Annotated in this window: 15 protein-coding genes; 6 read left to right on the top strand and 9 right to left on the bottom strand. The window is 67.4% G+C overall.

Going from position 1 to position 16,083, the window contains the following annotated elements; genetic code table 11:
- Genes xrtA through ACFJI2_RS28070 form a run of 9 tightly spaced genes read right to left on the bottom strand, consistent with a single transcriptional unit; the run spans position 1 to position 11,117 of the window.
- Positions 1–1,650 (bottom strand): exosortase A, encoded by a 1,650-nt coding sequence (gene xrtA, locus ACFJI2_RS28110; protein WP_377702807.1) that lies wholly within the window; start codon positions 1,648–1,650, stop codon positions 1–3.
- Positions 1,647–2,861: a TIGR03087 family PEP-CTERM/XrtA system glycosyltransferase gene (locus tag ACFJI2_RS28105; RefSeq protein ID WP_377702806.1), complete on the bottom strand. Its 1,215-nt coding sequence runs from the start codon at positions 2,859–2,861 to the stop codon at positions 1,647–1,649. Before ACFJI2_RS28105 ends, xrtA begins: the two co-directional genes overlap by 4 nt.
- A gap of 4 nt (positions 2,862–2,865) precedes the next feature.
- Positions 2,866–3,936: a FemAB family XrtA/PEP-CTERM system-associated protein gene (locus tag ACFJI2_RS28100; RefSeq protein WP_377702805.1), complete on the bottom strand. Its 1,071-nt coding sequence runs from the start codon at positions 3,934–3,936 to the stop codon at positions 2,866–2,868.
- On the bottom strand, positions 3,933–4,802 hold the full coding sequence (locus ACFJI2_RS28095; RefSeq protein WP_377702804.1) for an XrtA system polysaccharide deacetylase: 870 nt from the start codon (positions 4,800–4,802) through the stop codon (positions 3,933–3,935). The genes ACFJI2_RS28100 and ACFJI2_RS28095 overlap by 4 nt, the downstream gene beginning before the upstream one ends.
- On the bottom strand, positions 4,799–5,941 hold the full coding sequence (gene wecB, locus ACFJI2_RS28090) for a non-hydrolyzing UDP-N-acetylglucosamine 2-epimerase (RefSeq protein ID WP_107869790.1): 1,143 nt from the start codon (positions 5,939–5,941) through the stop codon (positions 4,799–4,801). The genes ACFJI2_RS28095 and wecB overlap by 4 nt, the downstream gene beginning before the upstream one ends.
- Complete coding sequence (locus ACFJI2_RS28085) at positions 5,938–6,945, bottom strand: XrtA/PEP-CTERM system-associated ATPase (protein ID WP_107869789.1); 1,008 nt, start codon at positions 6,943–6,945, stop codon at positions 5,938–5,940. The genes wecB and ACFJI2_RS28085 overlap by 4 nt, the downstream gene beginning before the upstream one ends.
- A 15-nt stretch (positions 6,946–6,960) precedes the next feature.
- The gene (locus ACFJI2_RS28080) at positions 6,961–8,523 is read right to left on the bottom strand and encodes a TIGR03016 family PEP-CTERM system-associated outer membrane protein (protein WP_377702803.1); all 1,563 of its coding nucleotides are present in this window, start codon (positions 8,521–8,523) and stop codon (positions 6,961–6,963) included.
- Positions 8,516–9,577: an XrtA-associated tyrosine autokinase gene (locus ACFJI2_RS28075; RefSeq protein ID WP_377702802.1), complete on the bottom strand. Its 1,062-nt coding sequence runs from the start codon at positions 9,575–9,577 to the stop codon at positions 8,516–8,518. Before ACFJI2_RS28075 ends, ACFJI2_RS28080 begins: the two co-directional genes overlap by 8 nt.
- A 19-nt stretch (positions 9,578–9,596) precedes the next feature.
- On the bottom strand, positions 9,597–11,117 hold the full coding sequence (locus ACFJI2_RS28070) for an XrtA system polysaccharide chain length determinant (RefSeq protein ID WP_377702801.1): 1,521 nt from the start codon (positions 11,115–11,117) through the stop codon (positions 9,597–9,599).
- Positions 11,118–11,449: 332 nt separating this feature from the next.
- On the opposite strand from ACFJI2_RS28070, the gene ACFJI2_RS28065 reads away from it, so the two are divergent.
- The 6 genes from ACFJI2_RS28065 to ACFJI2_RS28040 all read left to right on the top strand — a co-directional run bounded on the left by ACFJI2_RS28065 (position 11,450) and on the right by ACFJI2_RS28040 (position 16,040).
- The gene (locus ACFJI2_RS28065) at positions 11,450–12,190 is read left to right on the top strand and encodes a serine protease (protein ID WP_377702800.1); all 741 of its coding nucleotides are present in this window, start codon (positions 11,450–11,452) and stop codon (positions 12,188–12,190) included.
- 122 nt (positions 12,191–12,312) lie between these two features.
- Entirely contained in the window at positions 12,313–12,927 is a 615-nt protein-coding gene (locus ACFJI2_RS28060; RefSeq protein ID WP_377702799.1) for an XrtA/PEP-CTERM system exopolysaccharide export protein, read from the top strand.
- A gap of 191 nt (positions 12,928–13,118) precedes the next feature.
- Complete coding sequence (locus ACFJI2_RS28055; RefSeq protein WP_377702798.1) at positions 13,119–13,739, top strand: hypothetical protein; 621 nt, start codon at positions 13,119–13,121, stop codon at positions 13,737–13,739.
- A 32-nt stretch (positions 13,740–13,771) separates the two neighbouring features.
- Positions 13,772–14,032, top strand: a complete 261-nt coding sequence (locus tag ACFJI2_RS28050) for an HPr-rel-A system PqqD family peptide chaperone (protein ID WP_377702797.1) — start codon at positions 13,772–13,774, stop codon at positions 14,030–14,032.
- The gene (locus tag ACFJI2_RS28045) at positions 14,026–14,940 is read left to right on the top strand and encodes an HprK-related kinase A (RefSeq protein ID WP_377702796.1); all 915 of its coding nucleotides are present in this window, start codon (positions 14,026–14,028) and stop codon (positions 14,938–14,940) included. The genes ACFJI2_RS28050 and ACFJI2_RS28045 overlap by 7 nt, the downstream gene beginning before the upstream one ends.
- The gene (locus tag ACFJI2_RS28040) at positions 14,937–16,040 is read left to right on the top strand and encodes a nucleotidyltransferase family protein (protein ID WP_377702795.1); all 1,104 of its coding nucleotides are present in this window, start codon (positions 14,937–14,939) and stop codon (positions 16,038–16,040) included. The genes ACFJI2_RS28045 and ACFJI2_RS28040 overlap by 4 nt, the downstream gene beginning before the upstream one ends.
- Positions 16,041–16,083 lie beyond the last annotated feature (43 nt).

Below are 16,083 nucleotides of genomic sequence, written 5' to 3'. Positions count from 1 at the left end.
TTATTTACGCTTGCTGCGCTTGTTCGCGTCCAGCACGGCATCCACCCGCGCCAGGTTGGCGGCGAGGAAGGCGCGCATGGCGGTGCGCGCCAGTTCGGGCTGCTCGTCGAATGGCGAGAAGACCATGACGGCGGCGCCGTCGTCGGCGCCGGTGAGCAGCTTTTGCTTCACCTGCAGCGCCTTGCCGAGGTAGTCGTTGGCGGTGTAGCGGCCGTCGACCCAGTACCAGTTCCACACCAGCATGCGCCCCCCGGTGCCGGCCAGCGTGCTCTCGCGCACGGCCAGCACGCGCCCGCCCACGTTTTCCTCGCGCAGCGCGGACGCCACGCTGTGCCAGTTCTGGTCCTTTTCGGCCGCCATCCGGTTCACCGAGCTGATCAGCTTGGTGTCGTGGTCCTGCCTGCGGTAGTAGCGCAGGTGCACGCCGACGGGGTGGCCCGGGTGCTCGCCGTTCGCCTGCGTGTAGTACTGCTGCAGCTCGGCGCTGGCGGCAGGGTAGCTCGGCGACCACTGCACGAATGGCGTGCTTTGCGGCCAGGTGGCGGCAAAGCCGGACAGCTCGGCCGGCTGCGCCGCGCCTTCGCGCTGCGCCAGCCAGGCCGCGTAGGCCGGCCACGCGCCGACGCACACCGCAATGGCCAGCACGGCGGCGGCGAAGCGGCTGAGCGGCGCGCTGCCGGCCGAGGCGGCGGCAACGGCGGCGACGCGCCCCTGCGCGCTTTGCTCGTCGGCCGGCGCGTCCTCGCGCCACAGGCTGCCCAGCCAGAACAGCAGGAACATCACCAGGCCGAAAAACAGCCAGCCGTAAATCAGGTGGTCGACGCCGACCGCCAGCGTCATGCCGCTCAGGTGGCCCAGCATCACGATCATGTAGGCGCGCATGCCGTTGGCCACGATGGGCACCAGCATCGAGGCGACGATGAACAGCGCGCGGCGCCAGGTGCTGCGGAAGGTCAGGTAGGCGTACAGGCAGCCCAGCGTGACGGAGGCGATCAGGTAGCGCACGCCGCTGCACGCTTCCACCACCGACCAGTTGCCGCTCGGGATGGAGAAGCTGGTGCCGTCGCGCAGCACGGGGATGCCGGTGGCGCGCAGCGCCCACACGGTGAAGTCGGCGGTGACGCCGATCAGTGGGTTGATGAAGACGTCGCCGAAGGGTACGGCAAATAGCAGGAAGGCCAGCGGGAAGGCCAGCGCCCAGGCGATGCGCTTGCCCAGCAGCGCCAGCACCACCAGCGGCAGCATGGCGACGAAGGCGTAGTGGCGCACGATCTGCACGTCGCCGAATTCGCCCAGCAGCCAGGCGGCGCCGCAGGCCGCCAGCGCCAGCAGCGCGGGCCAGTACGGCGCGGCGGGCAGCTGCGCGATGACGGCGCGGCGCTGCCACACCAGCCACAGGCTGATCGGCAGGATCACATAGCCGTGCGCAAAGGTGCCGGAACTGTCCCAGATCTCGACGATGGAGCGCGCGGTGGCAAAGTAGGCCAGGAAGGTCAGCAGCAGCGCGGCCGCGGTAAACAGCAGCAGCGCCTTGCGGGCTCCTGGCGCGGGCGCGGCGGCCGGGCCGGCCGCGTTGGCTGCGTTCGCCGCCGCATTCGCCGCATCGACCGCGCCGGGCGCGCCGGCGGATGGCAGGGTATTGGACGTCATGCTTCTTTCCTTACAGGGCGGTCCGCTTCCAGCAGGGTGCAGACCTGGGCCAGGTGGCTGTTCCATCCATACAGTCGTTCGACGGTGGCGCGCGCGGCCCGGCCCATGGCGGCATCGGGCCGGTCCAGCGCGGCGTTGATGGTGGCGGTGAAAGCCGGCGCGTCTGCCGCCAGCAGCAGTTCCCGGCCGGGCTCGGCCTCGATGCCTTCCAGCGCCTGCGGTGACACCACCACCGTGCGCGCCATGGCCATCGCTTCCAGCACCTTGTTCTGGATGCCGCGCGCAATGCGCAGCGGCGCCACGCACAGCGCCGCGTGCGCCACGTAGGGCCGCACGTCGGGCACGGTGCCGGTGACGACTACGCCCGGCAGCGCCGCCAGCTCCTGGACCTCGGACGCCGGGCGCGCGCCGACGATGTAGAACACGGCCTGCGGGTGGCGCGCGCGCACTGCCGGCAGCACCGCTTCGGCGAACCAGGTGACGGCGTCGATATTCGGCCAGTAATCCATGGCGCCGGTAAACACCAGCGCCTGTTCGCCCGGCGCGTACGGGTTGGCGTAAGCGCCCTCGGGCGAGAAATAGACCGTGTCCACGCCGTTGCTGAAGTGGCCGGTGCGCGCCGCGCTTTCCGGCGCCAGCTGGCGGAACAGGTCCGCCTCCGGCCCGGACACGAACAGCGCCGCGTCGCACTCGCGCGCCACGCGGCGCTCGTAGGCCAGCAGCTGGCGCGCCTCGTGCGCGTACAGCATGCTCATGGGCCAGGACTTCTTCTCGGCGTACTGGCGCCACTTGTCCGAATCGACGTCGACGAAATCGACCACCCGCGTGGCGTTCGGATACGCTTCGGCATACTGCGCCATGGCCGAGGAGAACACCACGATGCGCGTAATGCCTTCGCGCTGCACGGTGTCGTCCACCCAGCGCCGCAGGCCGGCGTCGCGGTAGTAGTCCAGCGACAGCGAGCGGTTGCCCAGCAGCGCGCCCAGGCTGCGCACGCGCGCCTTCTTCGGATGCAGCGGCGCGAAGTGCGCGCTGGCCGTGAGCGCCTGCAGGCGCGGCACGTGCTGCCAGTCGTCCTCGTCGTCGACAAAGGTGGCCAAGTGCACGCGGTAGTGCTCCGCCAGGTGCTTGAGCAGATGGTAGGAGCGGATCTTGTCGCCCTTGTTGGGCGGGTAGGGGATGCGGTGCACCAGCAGCAGCAGGTTGTCCATGGCACTATCCTAGGCTGCGGACGATGTGCGGTCCAAGCAGGTTGGCCACCGGCAGCGGCAGCTTTTTCCACAGCTTGATGAACAGCTGGTATTTCGGATTGAGCGGATTGTTGTCCGGCAGTTCCGTGGCCGCGTGCATCTGGTATTCATAGGCCAGCGGCGTGGCGGTGAAGCCCCAATTCTTCTTGAAGTCGTAGGCGCCGGTGCCGAGCTTACTGCGCCCGAAGTCGAACAGGCGCACGCCGCGCTCGGCCGACGCTTCCATCAGGTTCCAGTACATGAAGTCGTTGCCGGCCACCTCGCGCGCGATCGGCATGCTGCCGCCGTAGTAAGGCAGCACTTCGTCGCGCCAGAAGAAGCTCATCACGCCGGCCACCGGCTCGCCGTCCTTGACGATGATGCGGATTTCGCACTGCTCGCCGAACAGTTCCTTGATCAGCGCGAAGTACTTCTTCGGGAACACCGGCGTGCCCAGGCGCAGCACGCTGGTGGCGTAGATGTGGAAGAAGCGGTCCACGGTCTGGTCGATTTCCGCCGTCAGGCCGCACTTGATGCCCTTGCGTACCATCGCGCGCTGCTTGCGCGGGATGGCGTTCATGTTTTCCTCGTGGTCGGCGCTGATGGCCTTGCGGAAGGTGACGTACAAATCCTTCACGTGCCAGCCCGGCTTGCCGGTCGGTTCGATGTTGCGGTATTCCAGGTGGCCGGCGCCCAGTTCACCGGCCAGCTTGCCGGCGGCCGCGTCCAGCATGGCGCGCGCCTGGTCGTTCAGCGCCACCACGCCCCCGTGCACGCAGAACGGCAAGGAACTGAGCGAGTGGCCGAACAGGCGGCTCTTGATCTGGCACAGGCCCAGGATGCCCTGGATCTGGCCGTCCTGCTCCACGTAGTAGAACCAGGTCTTGTGGCCGTAGCAGCGCTGGATCAGCGTCTGCCAGGCGCTCAGGTGGAAGAAGGTGGCGTGCGGCGTGGCGCGCACGAAGGCGTCCCAGCGGCCGTAGTCGGCCGGCGTGAGCAGCTTCAGGGTGGCGGTATGCGCGCCCGCGCGGGCCGGGACGTCAACGACGGAGCTCATGCCTTGCCCAGGAAAATGCGGTCCATGCGGTCCCACGCGAAGTCGCGCGTGAGCGCCTGGATGCGGCCGTCCATGCGGGCCAGGTTGACGTAGTGGCGGAAGCGCGTCTTCAGGTTGATGCCGTCGGGACGTGGCTGGCCGGGGTCGATCTCCCACGGGTGGAAGTAGAAGATGGCGGGCTGGCCGTCGTCCTGGTTCACCTTGCGCATCATCCAGCGCGACAGCGAATACGGCAGCAGGCGGAAATAGCCGCCGCCGCCGGCCGGCAGGTTGCGCGCGCCCATGCGCACGGTGGTGATCGGCACTTCCAGCAGGCCGCCGGCGTTCTCGGGGTGCCAGGCGAAGCGCGGCGCGTCCGGCATGCCGTAGTGGTCGTGCTGCACCGGGTAGATGCTGGAGCTGTAGCGGTAGCCCGCCTCGCTCAGCGCGTCCAGCGCCCACAGGTTGCCGTGGCCGATGGAGAAGCTCGGCGCGCGGTAGCCCAACACGGCCTGGCCGCCGATGTCTTCCAGGATGGCCTTGCTGCTGGCGATGTCCTGCATGAAGGCCGCGCGGTCCTGGTCGGAGGCGCGCAGGTGGCCGTAGCCGTGGCTGGCCAGCTCGTGGCCGCCGGCCACGATGCGCCGGACCATGGCCGGGTAGCGCTCGGCGATCCAGCCCAGCGTGAAGAAGGTGGCGTGCACATTGCCCGCCTCCAGGATGGCCAGGATGCGGTCGATATTGGCTTCCACGCGGCATTCGCGCTCGGGCCAGCTGTCGCGCGCGATGTAGGGCGCGAAGGCGGAGACCTGGAAGTAGTCTTCCACGTCGATGGTCATGGCGTTGCGGATGGTGGCGCCGGCACCGGCGCGGGCGGCGGTGCTCATGCTGTCTGGCATCCGTTCTGCATCCATGCCTGCAGCGCGGCGGCGATGCGCACCGCGGCCTGGCCATCCCAGAAGCGCGGCACGCGGCCGGCCTTGCCGCCGCCGGCCATCACTTCCTCGTAGATGGCAAGGATCCTGGCCGGGTCCTGGCCCGCGATGGTGTTGGTGCCCTGCTCGACCGTGATCGGGCGCTCGGTGTTGTTGCGCAGCGTGATGCAGGGCACGCCCAGCGCGGTGGTCTCTTCCTGGATGCCGCCCGAATCGGTCAGCACCACGCGCGCCTGCTTCATCAGGCCCAGCATCTCCAGGTAGCCCATGGGCGGCAGCAACAGCACGTTGGGGCCTTCCACCAGGTGGTTCAAGCCGGCCTTCTCTATCATGCCGCGCGTGCGCGGATGCAGCGGGAAGATCACCGGCGTGCGCCGCGCGATCGCCGCCGCCGTTTCCAGCAGCGTACGCAGCACGGCCGGGTCGTCCACATTGGACGGGCGGTGCAAGGTCAGCACGGCGTAGCCCTCGGCGCCGTCGGCCAGGCCGGGACGGCCGGCATCGGCCACGATGGCGGCTGCCGGCACGGCGCGCGGCAGGTTGCGCACCAGGGTGTCGATCATGACGTTGCCGACGAACTGGATGCGGTGCCCCGCCACGCCTTCGCGCAGCAGGTTTTCCTCGCCGCTTTCCTCGGTGGTAAACAGCAGGTCCGAGATCTGGTCGGTCAGCACGCGGTTGATTTCTTCCGGCATGGCGCGGTCGAAGCTGCGCAGGCCCGCCTCCACGTGGATCACCGGCACGCCCTTCTTGGCCGCCACCAGCGCGCAGGCGATGGTGGAATTGACGTCGCCCACCACCAGCACGGCGGTCGGCTGCACCTCATCGAGCGCCGGCTCGAACTTCTTCATCACCTCGGCGGTCTGCTGCGCGTGGCTGCCGGAACCGACTTCCAGGTTGATGTCCGGCGAGGGAATGCCCAGCGCCTCGAAGTACTGGTGGTTCATGGCCACGTCGTAGTGCTGGCCGGTGTGCACCAGCTTGACGTCCACCTGCGGGCGCAGCGCCGACAGCGCCGCCATGATGGGCGCCATCTTCATGAAATTGGGGCGCGCGCCGACCACACACAGGATGCGGAAAGAAGTGCTCATTCGAGGTTGTCCTGTTTGCCATTGGTGTTGACGGCAGTGGGCGCCGCGACGATTTTTTTCAGCACGTTGAGCACCGATACCACCGACTTCTCCAGCCGCATCATGCGCTCGTCCATATTGTCCGGATAGGCCGCGTTGACGGCGGCCAGGTCGGCCTCGTCGACCATGACCTTATCCGGTTCCGGCGGCGCCTGGAATTCGCTGGCGATGTCCTTGACCACCTCTTCCACGTGGGCGCCGCTGAATTCGTGCAGCTCCTCCAGGAAGCCCATCAGCAGCAAACGGTCGCACAGCGCGTTGGTCATGCGCGGGATGCCGCCGCTGAAGGCGTAGATGGCGGCATGCGCCTCCGGCGTGAAGGCCGGGTCGTTGTTCCAGCCCACCGTGTGCAGGCGGTGCTCGATGTAGGCCTGGGTTTCCAGCGCGTCCATCGGCCCCAGGTGGTAGGTGGCGATCACGCGCTGGCGCAGCTGCTGCATGTCCGGGCTGTGCAGGGTGGCGCGGAATTCGGGCTGGCCCAGCAGGAAGGTTTGCAGCAGCGACTTGTCGTCGGTCTGGAAGTTCGACAGCATGCGCAGCTCTTCCACCGTGCGCGGCGTGAGGTTCTGCGCCTCGTCCACCACCAGCAGCGCGCGCCGGCCCTGCTGGTCGCAGGCGCGCAGGAAGGCCTCCAGCCGCGTCAGCAGCGTGCTCTTGCTGGCGTCCTCGCTGGGCAGGCCGAAGGCCGACAGCACCATGCGCAGCGTGTCTTCCGAATTGAGCGCGGTGTTGACGATGTGCGCGGCCACGATCTGCTGCGAGGACAGCGTGTTGAGCATGTTGCGCACCAGCGTGGTCTTGCCCGCCCCCACTTCGCCGGTGATGACGATGAAGCCCTCGCCCTGCGACAGGCCATACTCCAGGTAAGCCATGGCCCGCTTGTGGCCCTTGCTGCCGAAGAAGAAATGCGGGTCCGGACGCAGCCGGAACGGTTTGGCGCTAAGGCCGTAGTAACTTTCGTACATCCTTGCCAGACTCCACTAGAACTGCTTGCTCACGGACGCCGATATGGCGTTCTCGGTGTAGTCGCGCCCGGCGACCGCGGTAGCTCCCTTGACCCGGCGCACTTCCACGTTGCCGCTCACCTGGCGGGCAAACTGGCGCGTCAGGTTCAGCCGGACGGAGCGGTTGTTGTCCAACCGGTCTTGCGACAGCGATTTGGAGCGGTTGACATTGCCGGTCAGGTTGACGGCGGTAAATGGCGACAAGCGCCAGTTGGCCGTGACGGTGGCGCCGGTCTGGCGCGTGTTATCGTTCAGCGTGTTGGTCGAGCTGCCCAGCAGGCCGGCGTCCACGTCCAGCAGCGACAGGCCGCTGCGGCGTGCGCTCACCAGCGCCAGCACTAGCGTGCCGCGCGCGCTGTTGAAGGCGGCGGTGGCTTGCAGCTGCTTCTGCAGCATGTAGCGGTTGCTCAGGTAGTTGATGCTGTTAGCCAGCGACGGCGGCAGGCCGGCTGCAAGAATGTAGGCCTCCACCGCCCGGCGGCGCGCCACCGCGTCCGGAATCTGGGCCTGGAACAGCTGGTCGATCAGGGCGAACGTGTTCACCGCCGACGGCAGCTGGAACTGCGAGCGGGTGGTGGTGACGGCGTCGCTGTAGTTCAAGCTCCACACGCTGGTGCGGGTGCGGTGGTTGGCGGCCAGGAAGTAGCTGTCGCCGAAATAGCGCTTGCCCACGTTGAGCTGCACGCTGGTGCGTCCGCTGGGACGCCAGCTGCCGCCCACCGACCAGTTCGCGCCCTTGGTGGTGCCGCCCAGGGACTGGTAGTCGTACTTGTCGTAGCCGCCCGTGACCGTCAGCGTCAGCTGCGGCGAGTACAGGTAGTTCAGCGTGGCCAGCATGTTCTGGCTGCTCGAACCTTGAGCGATCGAGTCTTCCAGGTTCTGGCGCGCGTAATACAGGTTCCAGCCTATGCTGCGGTAGGCGGCGCCGCTGGCCAGGTTCAGCGTCACCTGGTCGCTGGTACTGGTGCCGAAGTCGCTGCGGTCGGACGTGACCTTGTCACGCGCGTACCGCAATTCCGCATTGGCTTGCGTACCGAAGCGGTGCAGCAGATAGGGGCTGACGCGCCAGGTCTTGATTTCGCTGCTGATGCCGGGCGCGAAGGGGTTGCCGACGCCACCGCCGACCACCGGGCCGAAGGCCGACACGCCCTGCTCCGTGATACTGGCGTTGCTGTCCAGGAACAGCATTTCGCTGATCAGCTTGGCCTTCAGGTCGGCCTGCAGGCTCTGCTGCCCGCTGTTAGCCTCCTGGCCGCCCGGGCCGCGCAGGCTGTCGTCGGCGTACTTGTAGAAGTGCTTGTTGTAGTTGACGCGCAAGTCCAGGCGCGGGCCGAGGTTCTGCAGCCTGAAGCCCGGCGTCAGTTCGCTGATGAACTGGCTGCGTTCCTGGCCTTGCGGGGCCAGCATCACGTTATCGGTCCAGGTTTCGCGCACAGTGGCGTTGGGCGTGAACGTCCAGTCGGCGCGGCTGGGCTGCGCCAGCGACAGCGCCGCCAAGCCAACCGCCACCGCCATCCCGCTGCGGCGCGGTTTAGCCATAGTGATAGTCATAAGTCTCGGTGCCGGGGAATTCACGCGTCTTGTTGTAGATCAGGTTGACGTTGCTCAGCCCCTCGAGCTGGCTCAGTGCTTCCTTGACCGCGTGCTGCGTGGTGCGCTCGGCTTCCACCACCACCACGATCTGGCCCATGTGGCCGGCCAGCACGTGCGCCTCGCTGGTCAGCAGCAGCGGCGGCGAATCGAAGATGACGATGCGGTCCGGGTAGCGGTTGGCGATTTCATAGACCAGTGAAGTCATGGTCTGGCTGGCCAGCAGTTCGGTGGCGCGCGGGTTGCTGGTGCCGGCCGGCAGCAGGGTCAGCGTATCGACGTTGGTGCGCAGCATGACGTCGGCCATGTCAATCTTCTCGTCCAGCAGCAAGTCCATCAGGCCGCGCTGGGCCGGCAGGCCCAGCGTGCGCAGCACCGAGGGGCGCGCCACGTCGGCGTCCACCAGCAGCACCGTGTGGTCCAGCTCCATGGCAATGCTCATGGCCAGGTTGATCGAGCAGAAGGTCTTGCCCTCGCCGGGCAAGGAACTGGTGATCATGATCAGGTTGCCCGGCTTTTCATCGGCCGGGCGCGGGCCGAAGGCGCGCTTGATCAGCGGGCGCTTGATGACGCGGAAATCCTCCACCAGCGTGGTGCGGCCGCCGGCGGCGGTGACCAGGCCGATGTCCTGCATGTGCTTGAGGTCCAGTTCCACGCGGCGCGGGCCGCGGCGCGGCGTCGCTTCGGCGCCAGCCGGCGCGGCGGCGGGCGCAGCGTCGGCGGCCGGTGCCGGTGCCTGTGCCGGCGCGGCAGCAACAGCAGCAACAGCGCCTTCCTGCGGTGCGGCGGCCATGGCGGCAGCCACGGCGGCGGCGTGGGCGGCGGCGGCGTCGCCCGCCGCAGTTGGCTGGACCGGCTGGACCGGCTGGGCGGCGGTGGCGAGCGCGGCGTCGGCCGCGGTGTCCGGCTGCAGCGGCGCGGTGACGGCCGGCGGCGCGCTGTCGGCGGCGGGCGCGTCCTTCTGGTGCTCTATGCGGCTGGCCGCGCGTTCAATAATGCTCATCGGATTCCCCGTGGATCGGTCAGATAGGTTTCAGCAGCAAAGCCGCCATCACGCCGCCGTAGGCGGTAAACAGCACCGCCACCGCGGCGCTGAAGGCATATAGGCGGCGCCGGCGGCGCACCTTTTGCTGGTCGGTCCAGTTCATGCTGATGGTGCCCAGGATGGGAATCCCGGTGGCGCTACGCAGCGCCGACTGGCTGACGAAGGTCGGGCGGATCTGGCTCATCAGCAGCGCCACGCCCAAGCCCAGCAGCAGCGCCGCGCCGAACACGATGGACATCAGGCGCGGACGGTTGGGGCCGATCGGCGCGGTCGATGCGGTGGGCGGATCGATCACGCGGAAGCTCAGCATGTCGGTGGCCGAGGTCAGGTCGCCGGACAGGCGGGCCGCCTCGCGGCGCTCCACCAGCTTGGTGTAGTTCTCTTTGTTGACCTGGTAGTCGCGGTTCAGCTGGGCCAGCTGCGCCTCCACTTCCGGCGCCGCCGTGCTCTGGCTGCGCAGGCGCGCCAAGCGGGAATTGTACTCATCAACGCGCGCCTTCAGCGAGGCCACGCGCGCCTCCTCGACCGACAGCGCCACGTTCATCTGCTGCATCATGGGACTGTAGTTGATGCCGGGGTCGGCGCTGCGCACGCGCTTCTTGGCCTCTTCCTTCTTGCGCTGCTGCAGCTGGGCCAGCAGGCGGCGGTTGGACACGATGTCCGGATGCTCTTCCGTGTATTGCAAGCGCAGCGCGTCCAGCGTTTTTTCGATGGTCTGGATGCGGCCGTCCAGTTCGGGATTGAGGCCCTCGTCCTGCTGCGGTATGGCCTGGGTCAGCGGGGCTGGCTCCTCGCCGCCCATCTGGCGCTTGATGGCGTTGCGCGCCTGCTCGGCCTCGGCCAGTTCCAGGCGCGCCGCGTTCAGCTTGTCGGCCATGTCCGCCAGCGTGCTGCTGTAGTCGGCGCCCTGGCGCGGCAGCAGGCCCATATTCTGGATCTTGAAATCCTTCAGCGCGTTCTCGCCGGCGGCCAGCTTTTCCTCGTAGCTCTTGATCTGGTCCTCGATGAACTGCACCGCCTTGTCCGACTCCTGCTTCTTGCCGCCGAAGCTGCCCTCGACGAAGATGGTCAGCAGCGACTGCACGATCTGCTTGCCCAGCTTGGGATTGGGGTTGTTGTAGGAAATGGTGTAGATGTCGTCGCGCTCGGTGCCGCTGACCTTGATCTGCGCGGTCAGCTCGTCAACCAGCTTCTCGTGCTCCTGCACCGACTTGGTCTTGATGTCCAGGTCCACCATGCGCATCACGGTTTCCACGTTGGGACGGCTGATCAGGGTGCGGCGCATGAACTGCACCTGCTGCTCGACGTTGGGCACGCTGGTCATGCCCGACAGCAAGGGCCGCAGGATGCTTTGCGTGTCCACATAGACGCGGGCCGAGGCCTGGTAGTCGTCCGGCAGCTTGTACACCACCGCCCAGCCGACGACCGCCACCACCCAGGAGATTGCCACGGCGTACCAGCGGTACTTGCCGATGGCCTTAAGGAAGGTTAAGAGCAATGCCTGTAATTCCGCCATATCGTCTATCTCGCCTATGAATTGGTGCGCGCATCCGGGCTTGCCTAAAATGCATCAAACCGCAATTATGATACATGAGTTTGCAAGCCATGTTACTACTAAATGGCGCCGTATCCTCCCCCTGCTGTGGCAGCGGACAGACAGCTTTGCGCATTTAACTCTGTGAAATATCTATTTCCAAAGAGGCAAGCATTATTGTGACACAGGCGGAACGCTTTTTGTTGTGCGAAAGACAGCTAATTTTCGGAAAAATCTGCTATCGTTGTTGCGCCCCGACTACAACCCTCGCCATGAATTTCCGCCTGTCAATAATATTGCTTTTCAGCATAGCCAGCGGCGCCGTTGCGGCCGCCGACCTGAGCGCCGCCATCGCCGCGGTCAAACCCTCGGTCGTGGGTGTCGGCAGCTACCAGCGCCTGCGCAGCCCGGCCACCGTGTTCAGCGGCACCGGCGTAGTGCTGGGCGACGGCCTCAGCGTTGTCACCAATTTCCATGTGGTGCCGGAATTTCCCGACAGCGATCAGAAGGAAACGCTGGGCGTGCTGGTGGCCGGCGAAGGCACGGCGTTCAGCTTCCGCCCCGCCACCGTGGTGGCCATCGACAAGGAACACGACCTGGCGCACCTGCGCCTGAGCGGGGCGCCGCTGCCGGCGCTCAAGCTGGGCGACTCGGCGGCGCTGCGCGAAGGGCGCGAACTGGCTTTCACCGGTTTCCCGCTGGGCACGGTGCTCGGCCTGCATCCGGTGACTCACCGCGCCATGCTGTCGGCCATCACCCCCATCATCCTGCCCTCGGCCAATTCGCGCCAGCTTGACGCGCGCGCCGTGGCGGCGCTGCAACGCACGCCCTTCAACATCCTGCAGCTGGACGGCACCGCCTATCCCGGCAACAGCGGCAGCCCGCTGTTCGACCCGGCCGACCACAGCGTGGTCGGCATCATCAATATGGTGTTCGTCAAGGGCTTGAAAGAGTCCGCCATTTCCAACCCCAGCGGCATCACGTACGCGATCCCGGCGCGCTATGTGCAGGAACTGTTGCAGAGAAAAGTGCCCTGAGAAAAATATTGCCCCGGCTACCGCTAAGGCTGCAGGGCCTGGTATAGAATAGGCATGCAAAAATACTACCTAAAATGCCACGCATCTTGCCTGCAAGAACTTTACCCAAGAAGAGGACATGCATGAACACTCCCCTGACGAAATGGCTGGCCTGCGGCGCGCTGGCGCTGTTGGCGCTGACCCTCGGCGGCTGCGCCACCAAGCAAGTGCTGCCACAGGAAGCGCCGCCCGCCACCGACTACCTGATCGGCCCGGGCGACAACCTGAGCATCGTCGTGTGGCGCAATCCGGAAGTGTCGCAAGGCGTGCCCGTGCGTCCCGACGGCAAGATCACCACCCCGCTGGTGGAAGACCTGCAGGCCAGCGGCAAGACCTCCACCGAACTGGCGCGCGACATTGAAAAGGCGCTGTCCAAGTTCATCCAGCAACCGGTGGTGACAGTCATCGTGACCGGCTTCGTCGGCGTGTACAGCGAGCAGATCCGGGTGATCGGCCAGGCTGCCCGTCCGCAGGCGCTGCCCTACCGGCGCGACATGTCGCTACTGGACGTGATGATCGCCGTTGGCGGCATCACCGACTTTGCCGCCGGCAACCGCGCCATCGTGCTGCGCAATGTCGACGGCAAACAACAGAAGCTGACCGTGCGCCTGAACGACCTGATCAAGGACGGCGACATTTCCGCCAATATGCCGATGCGTCCTGGCGACGTGCTGGTGGTGCCGGAAAGCTACTTCTAAGCAATGTCGAGAATTCTTACAGTTTTTGCGCTAGACTGATCGGGTGGACGCGCGGCACGCTGAAAAACTCGCTAAGTCGTTGATTTTTCTCAAGCTCGCCGCGCTTTCCTCGCATGGGAACGAATATTGCTTCGTTTCCATTCATTACCAGAATTCGGCCTCCCGGCCCACCGCTTACCAAGGATACAGACGTGGCTAACCTAGACCAGCACGACGGGGACAACGGCGCCCCGCAGCTGCCGCCCGCAGCCCCCGGCACGGACTCCGGCAGCGCCAAACCGGCCTTCGCCGGCGCCGCGCGCCGCCGCTTCGCCACCCGGGGCGCGGCCGCCGTCGGCGCCATCCTGACCGTGAAAAGCCAGCCCGGCATGGCATGCAGCATCTGCACCTCGCCGTCGGGCAACGCATCGGGCAACCTGAACAGCCACAGCCCGCACCAGGTGGTGTGCCAGGGCCTGTCGCCCGGCTACTGGAAAAACCACGAGTCCGCCTGGCACAGCAGCTGCGTGAGCACGGTCAAGTTCCAGAAGCGTTTCAACTGCTCCAGCACCAGCGGCTTCTACAACAAGACCATGATGACCTTGCTCACGCACCAGGATTGCGATGCGGACAACGTCGCCATGCACTGCATCGCGGCCTATCAGAACGCGCTCAAGGGCTACACCTCCTTCCTCAAGCCGGACCGCGTGCAGGCGATCTGGAACGAGTACTGGCGCACCGGCGGCGCCGGCCGCGGCTACTACACGCCGATCGCCGGCAAGCGCTGGTATGGCGCGGAAATCGTCAACTATTTGCGCGGCACCATGGACTGACACGGCCGCATGCTCACTGACTCTGTTTTACCATGTGGCGCCTGATGCCGGGCCAGCGGCTGCGCAGCCATAGCTGGGACGGCGAGCAGTTCGTGCTGTACAACAACCTGTCGGGCGATACCCACCTGCTCGACGCCGCCGCCATCGAAGTGCTGAACGCGCTGCAGCCGGGCGCCGCCGACGCGGCCGCGCTGGCCGCCGCCTTGCAGCTGGACGCCGATGCGCTGCCGCAACTGGACGCGCTGCTGGCCGACCTGCGCGCCCTCGACCTGGTGGACCGGGCCGCATGCTGACCCTGTCCTCGCTGGCGCCGGCCGAACTGGCGCGGCGCCTGGCGCACGGCGGCATCGTACTGCAGACCGGCGCCTACACCACCCACCTTGAAAGCAGCGTGCCCAGCGTGGCGCACGGCCTGGGCCTGCTGTACGGCAGCTACCCGCTGCACGGCGCGGACGCCTTCGCCGACTTCCACCTGCAAGTGGTGCGCCCGGCCGGGCTGCGCCGCTGGTGGCGCCCGCAAGTGCTGCTGATGCACAACGGCGACTCGCTGTTCAAGCCGCTGCCGCTGGCGCAAGCCTTCCCCATGTTCGAATGGGGCTTGAACTGGTGCGTATCGAGCCGCGTGCACGACTGCCTGATCATCCACGCGGCCGTGCTGGAACGCCACGGCCGCGCGCTGATCCTGCCGGCCCCGCCCGGCTCCGGCAAGAGCACGCTGTGCGCGGCGCTGGCGCACCGCGGCTGGCGGCTGCTGTCCGACGAGCTGGCCCTGGTGCAGCTGGCCGACGGCCGCCTGCAGCCGCTGCCGCGCCCGATCAGCCTGAAGAACGCCTCCATCCCGCTGATGCAGTCCTATCTGGGCGGCGCCGTGTTCAGCCCGTCCGTGGCCGACACCGTCAAGGGCACGGTGGCGCACCTGCAGGCGCCGCCCGACAGCGTGGCGCGCTGGGCCGACACGGCCGCGCCCGGCTGGATCGTGTTCCCGCGCTACCAGGCCGGCGCCGCCACCGCGCTGACGGCGCTGCCCAAGGCGCCCACGGTGCTGACGGTGGCACAGAATTCCTTCAACTACAGCTTGCTGGCCGAGCGCGGCTTCGAGGCCATGGCCGGCCTGGTCGGCGCGGCGCAGTGCTATAGCTTCGTGTACAGCCAGCTGGACGAGGCGGTCGAGCTGTTCGCGCGCCTGGCGGAGCAGCCGTGAGCGGCGCGTCCATGCTGCCGCTGGCGGTGCTGGCCTTCCGCCAGCCCGACCTGCTGGCCGGCTACGACAGCGCCCAGTGGAACGTGCTGCTGCGCCAGTGCGCCAGCGCCAATCTGCAGCCGCGCCTGTACTACCTGCTGCAGGCGCGCGGCGAGCTGGAGCGCATCCCCGCGCCGGCGCGGCGCCAGCTGGAGTGGACGCGCACGGTGGCCGAGCGCCACAGCCAGGCCGTGCACTGGGAGGTGGCGCAGATCCGGCGCGCGCTGGCCGCGCTGGACACGCCGCTGATCCTGCTCAAGGGCGCGGCCTACGCGCTGGCCGGGCTGCCGCCGGCGCGCGGCCGGCTGTTCTCCGACATCGACATCCTGCTGCCCAAGGACAAGCTGGACGACGCCGAGGCGGCGCTGATGCTGCACGGCTGGGCCAGCACCCACCTGGACGCCTACGACCAGCGCTACTACCGCGAGTGGATGCACGAGCTGCCGCCGATGGAGCACGTCAAGCGCGGCACCGCGATCGACGTGCACCACGCCATCCTGCCGCCCACCGCGCCGGTCCATCCCGACCCGGCGCAGCTGCGCGCCGCCGCGCAGGCGCTGCCCGGCCAGCCCGGCCTGTACGTGCTGGCGCCGCCCGACCTGGTGCTGCACAGCGCCACCCATCTGTTCTTCGACGGCGAGCTCGACCACGGCCTGCGCGACCTGGTGGACCTGGACAGCCTGCTGCGCCACTACGCCGGCCAGCCCGGCTTCTGGGCCGCGCTGCAGGAACGCGCGGCGCGCCTGCAACTGCAGCGTCCGCTGTTCTACGCGCTGCGCTACACGGCGCTGCTGCTGCACACGCCGCTGCCGCCGCAAGCGCAGGCCGGCGCCATGCCGGGCCGCCCCGGCGCCCTGCTGCTGCGCCTGATGGACGCGCTCTACCTGCGCGCGCTGCTGCCCGCGCACGCCAGCTGCGGCGACCGCTACACGCCCGCCGCCCGCTTCCTGCTCTACATCCGCGCCAACTGGCTGCGCATGCCGCCGCTGCTGCTGGCGCGCCATTTGTTCCACAAGGCTTTCCTGTCGCCGAAAGACAAAGATCAGTCCGAACAGGCTTGACTGCTCTACAATGAAGCATCGTCCGGCACTCATGGGAGCGCAG

Origin of the sequence: Pseudoduganella sp. UC29_71 (assembly GCF_042693265.1) — a bacterium.
Taxonomy (GTDB): domain Bacteria; phylum Pseudomonadota; class Gammaproteobacteria; order Burkholderiales; family Burkholderiaceae_D; genus Rugamonas.
The sequence above is the reverse complement of the archived record's forward strand: the minus strand, read 5'-3'. Positions and strand labels throughout refer to the sequence as shown.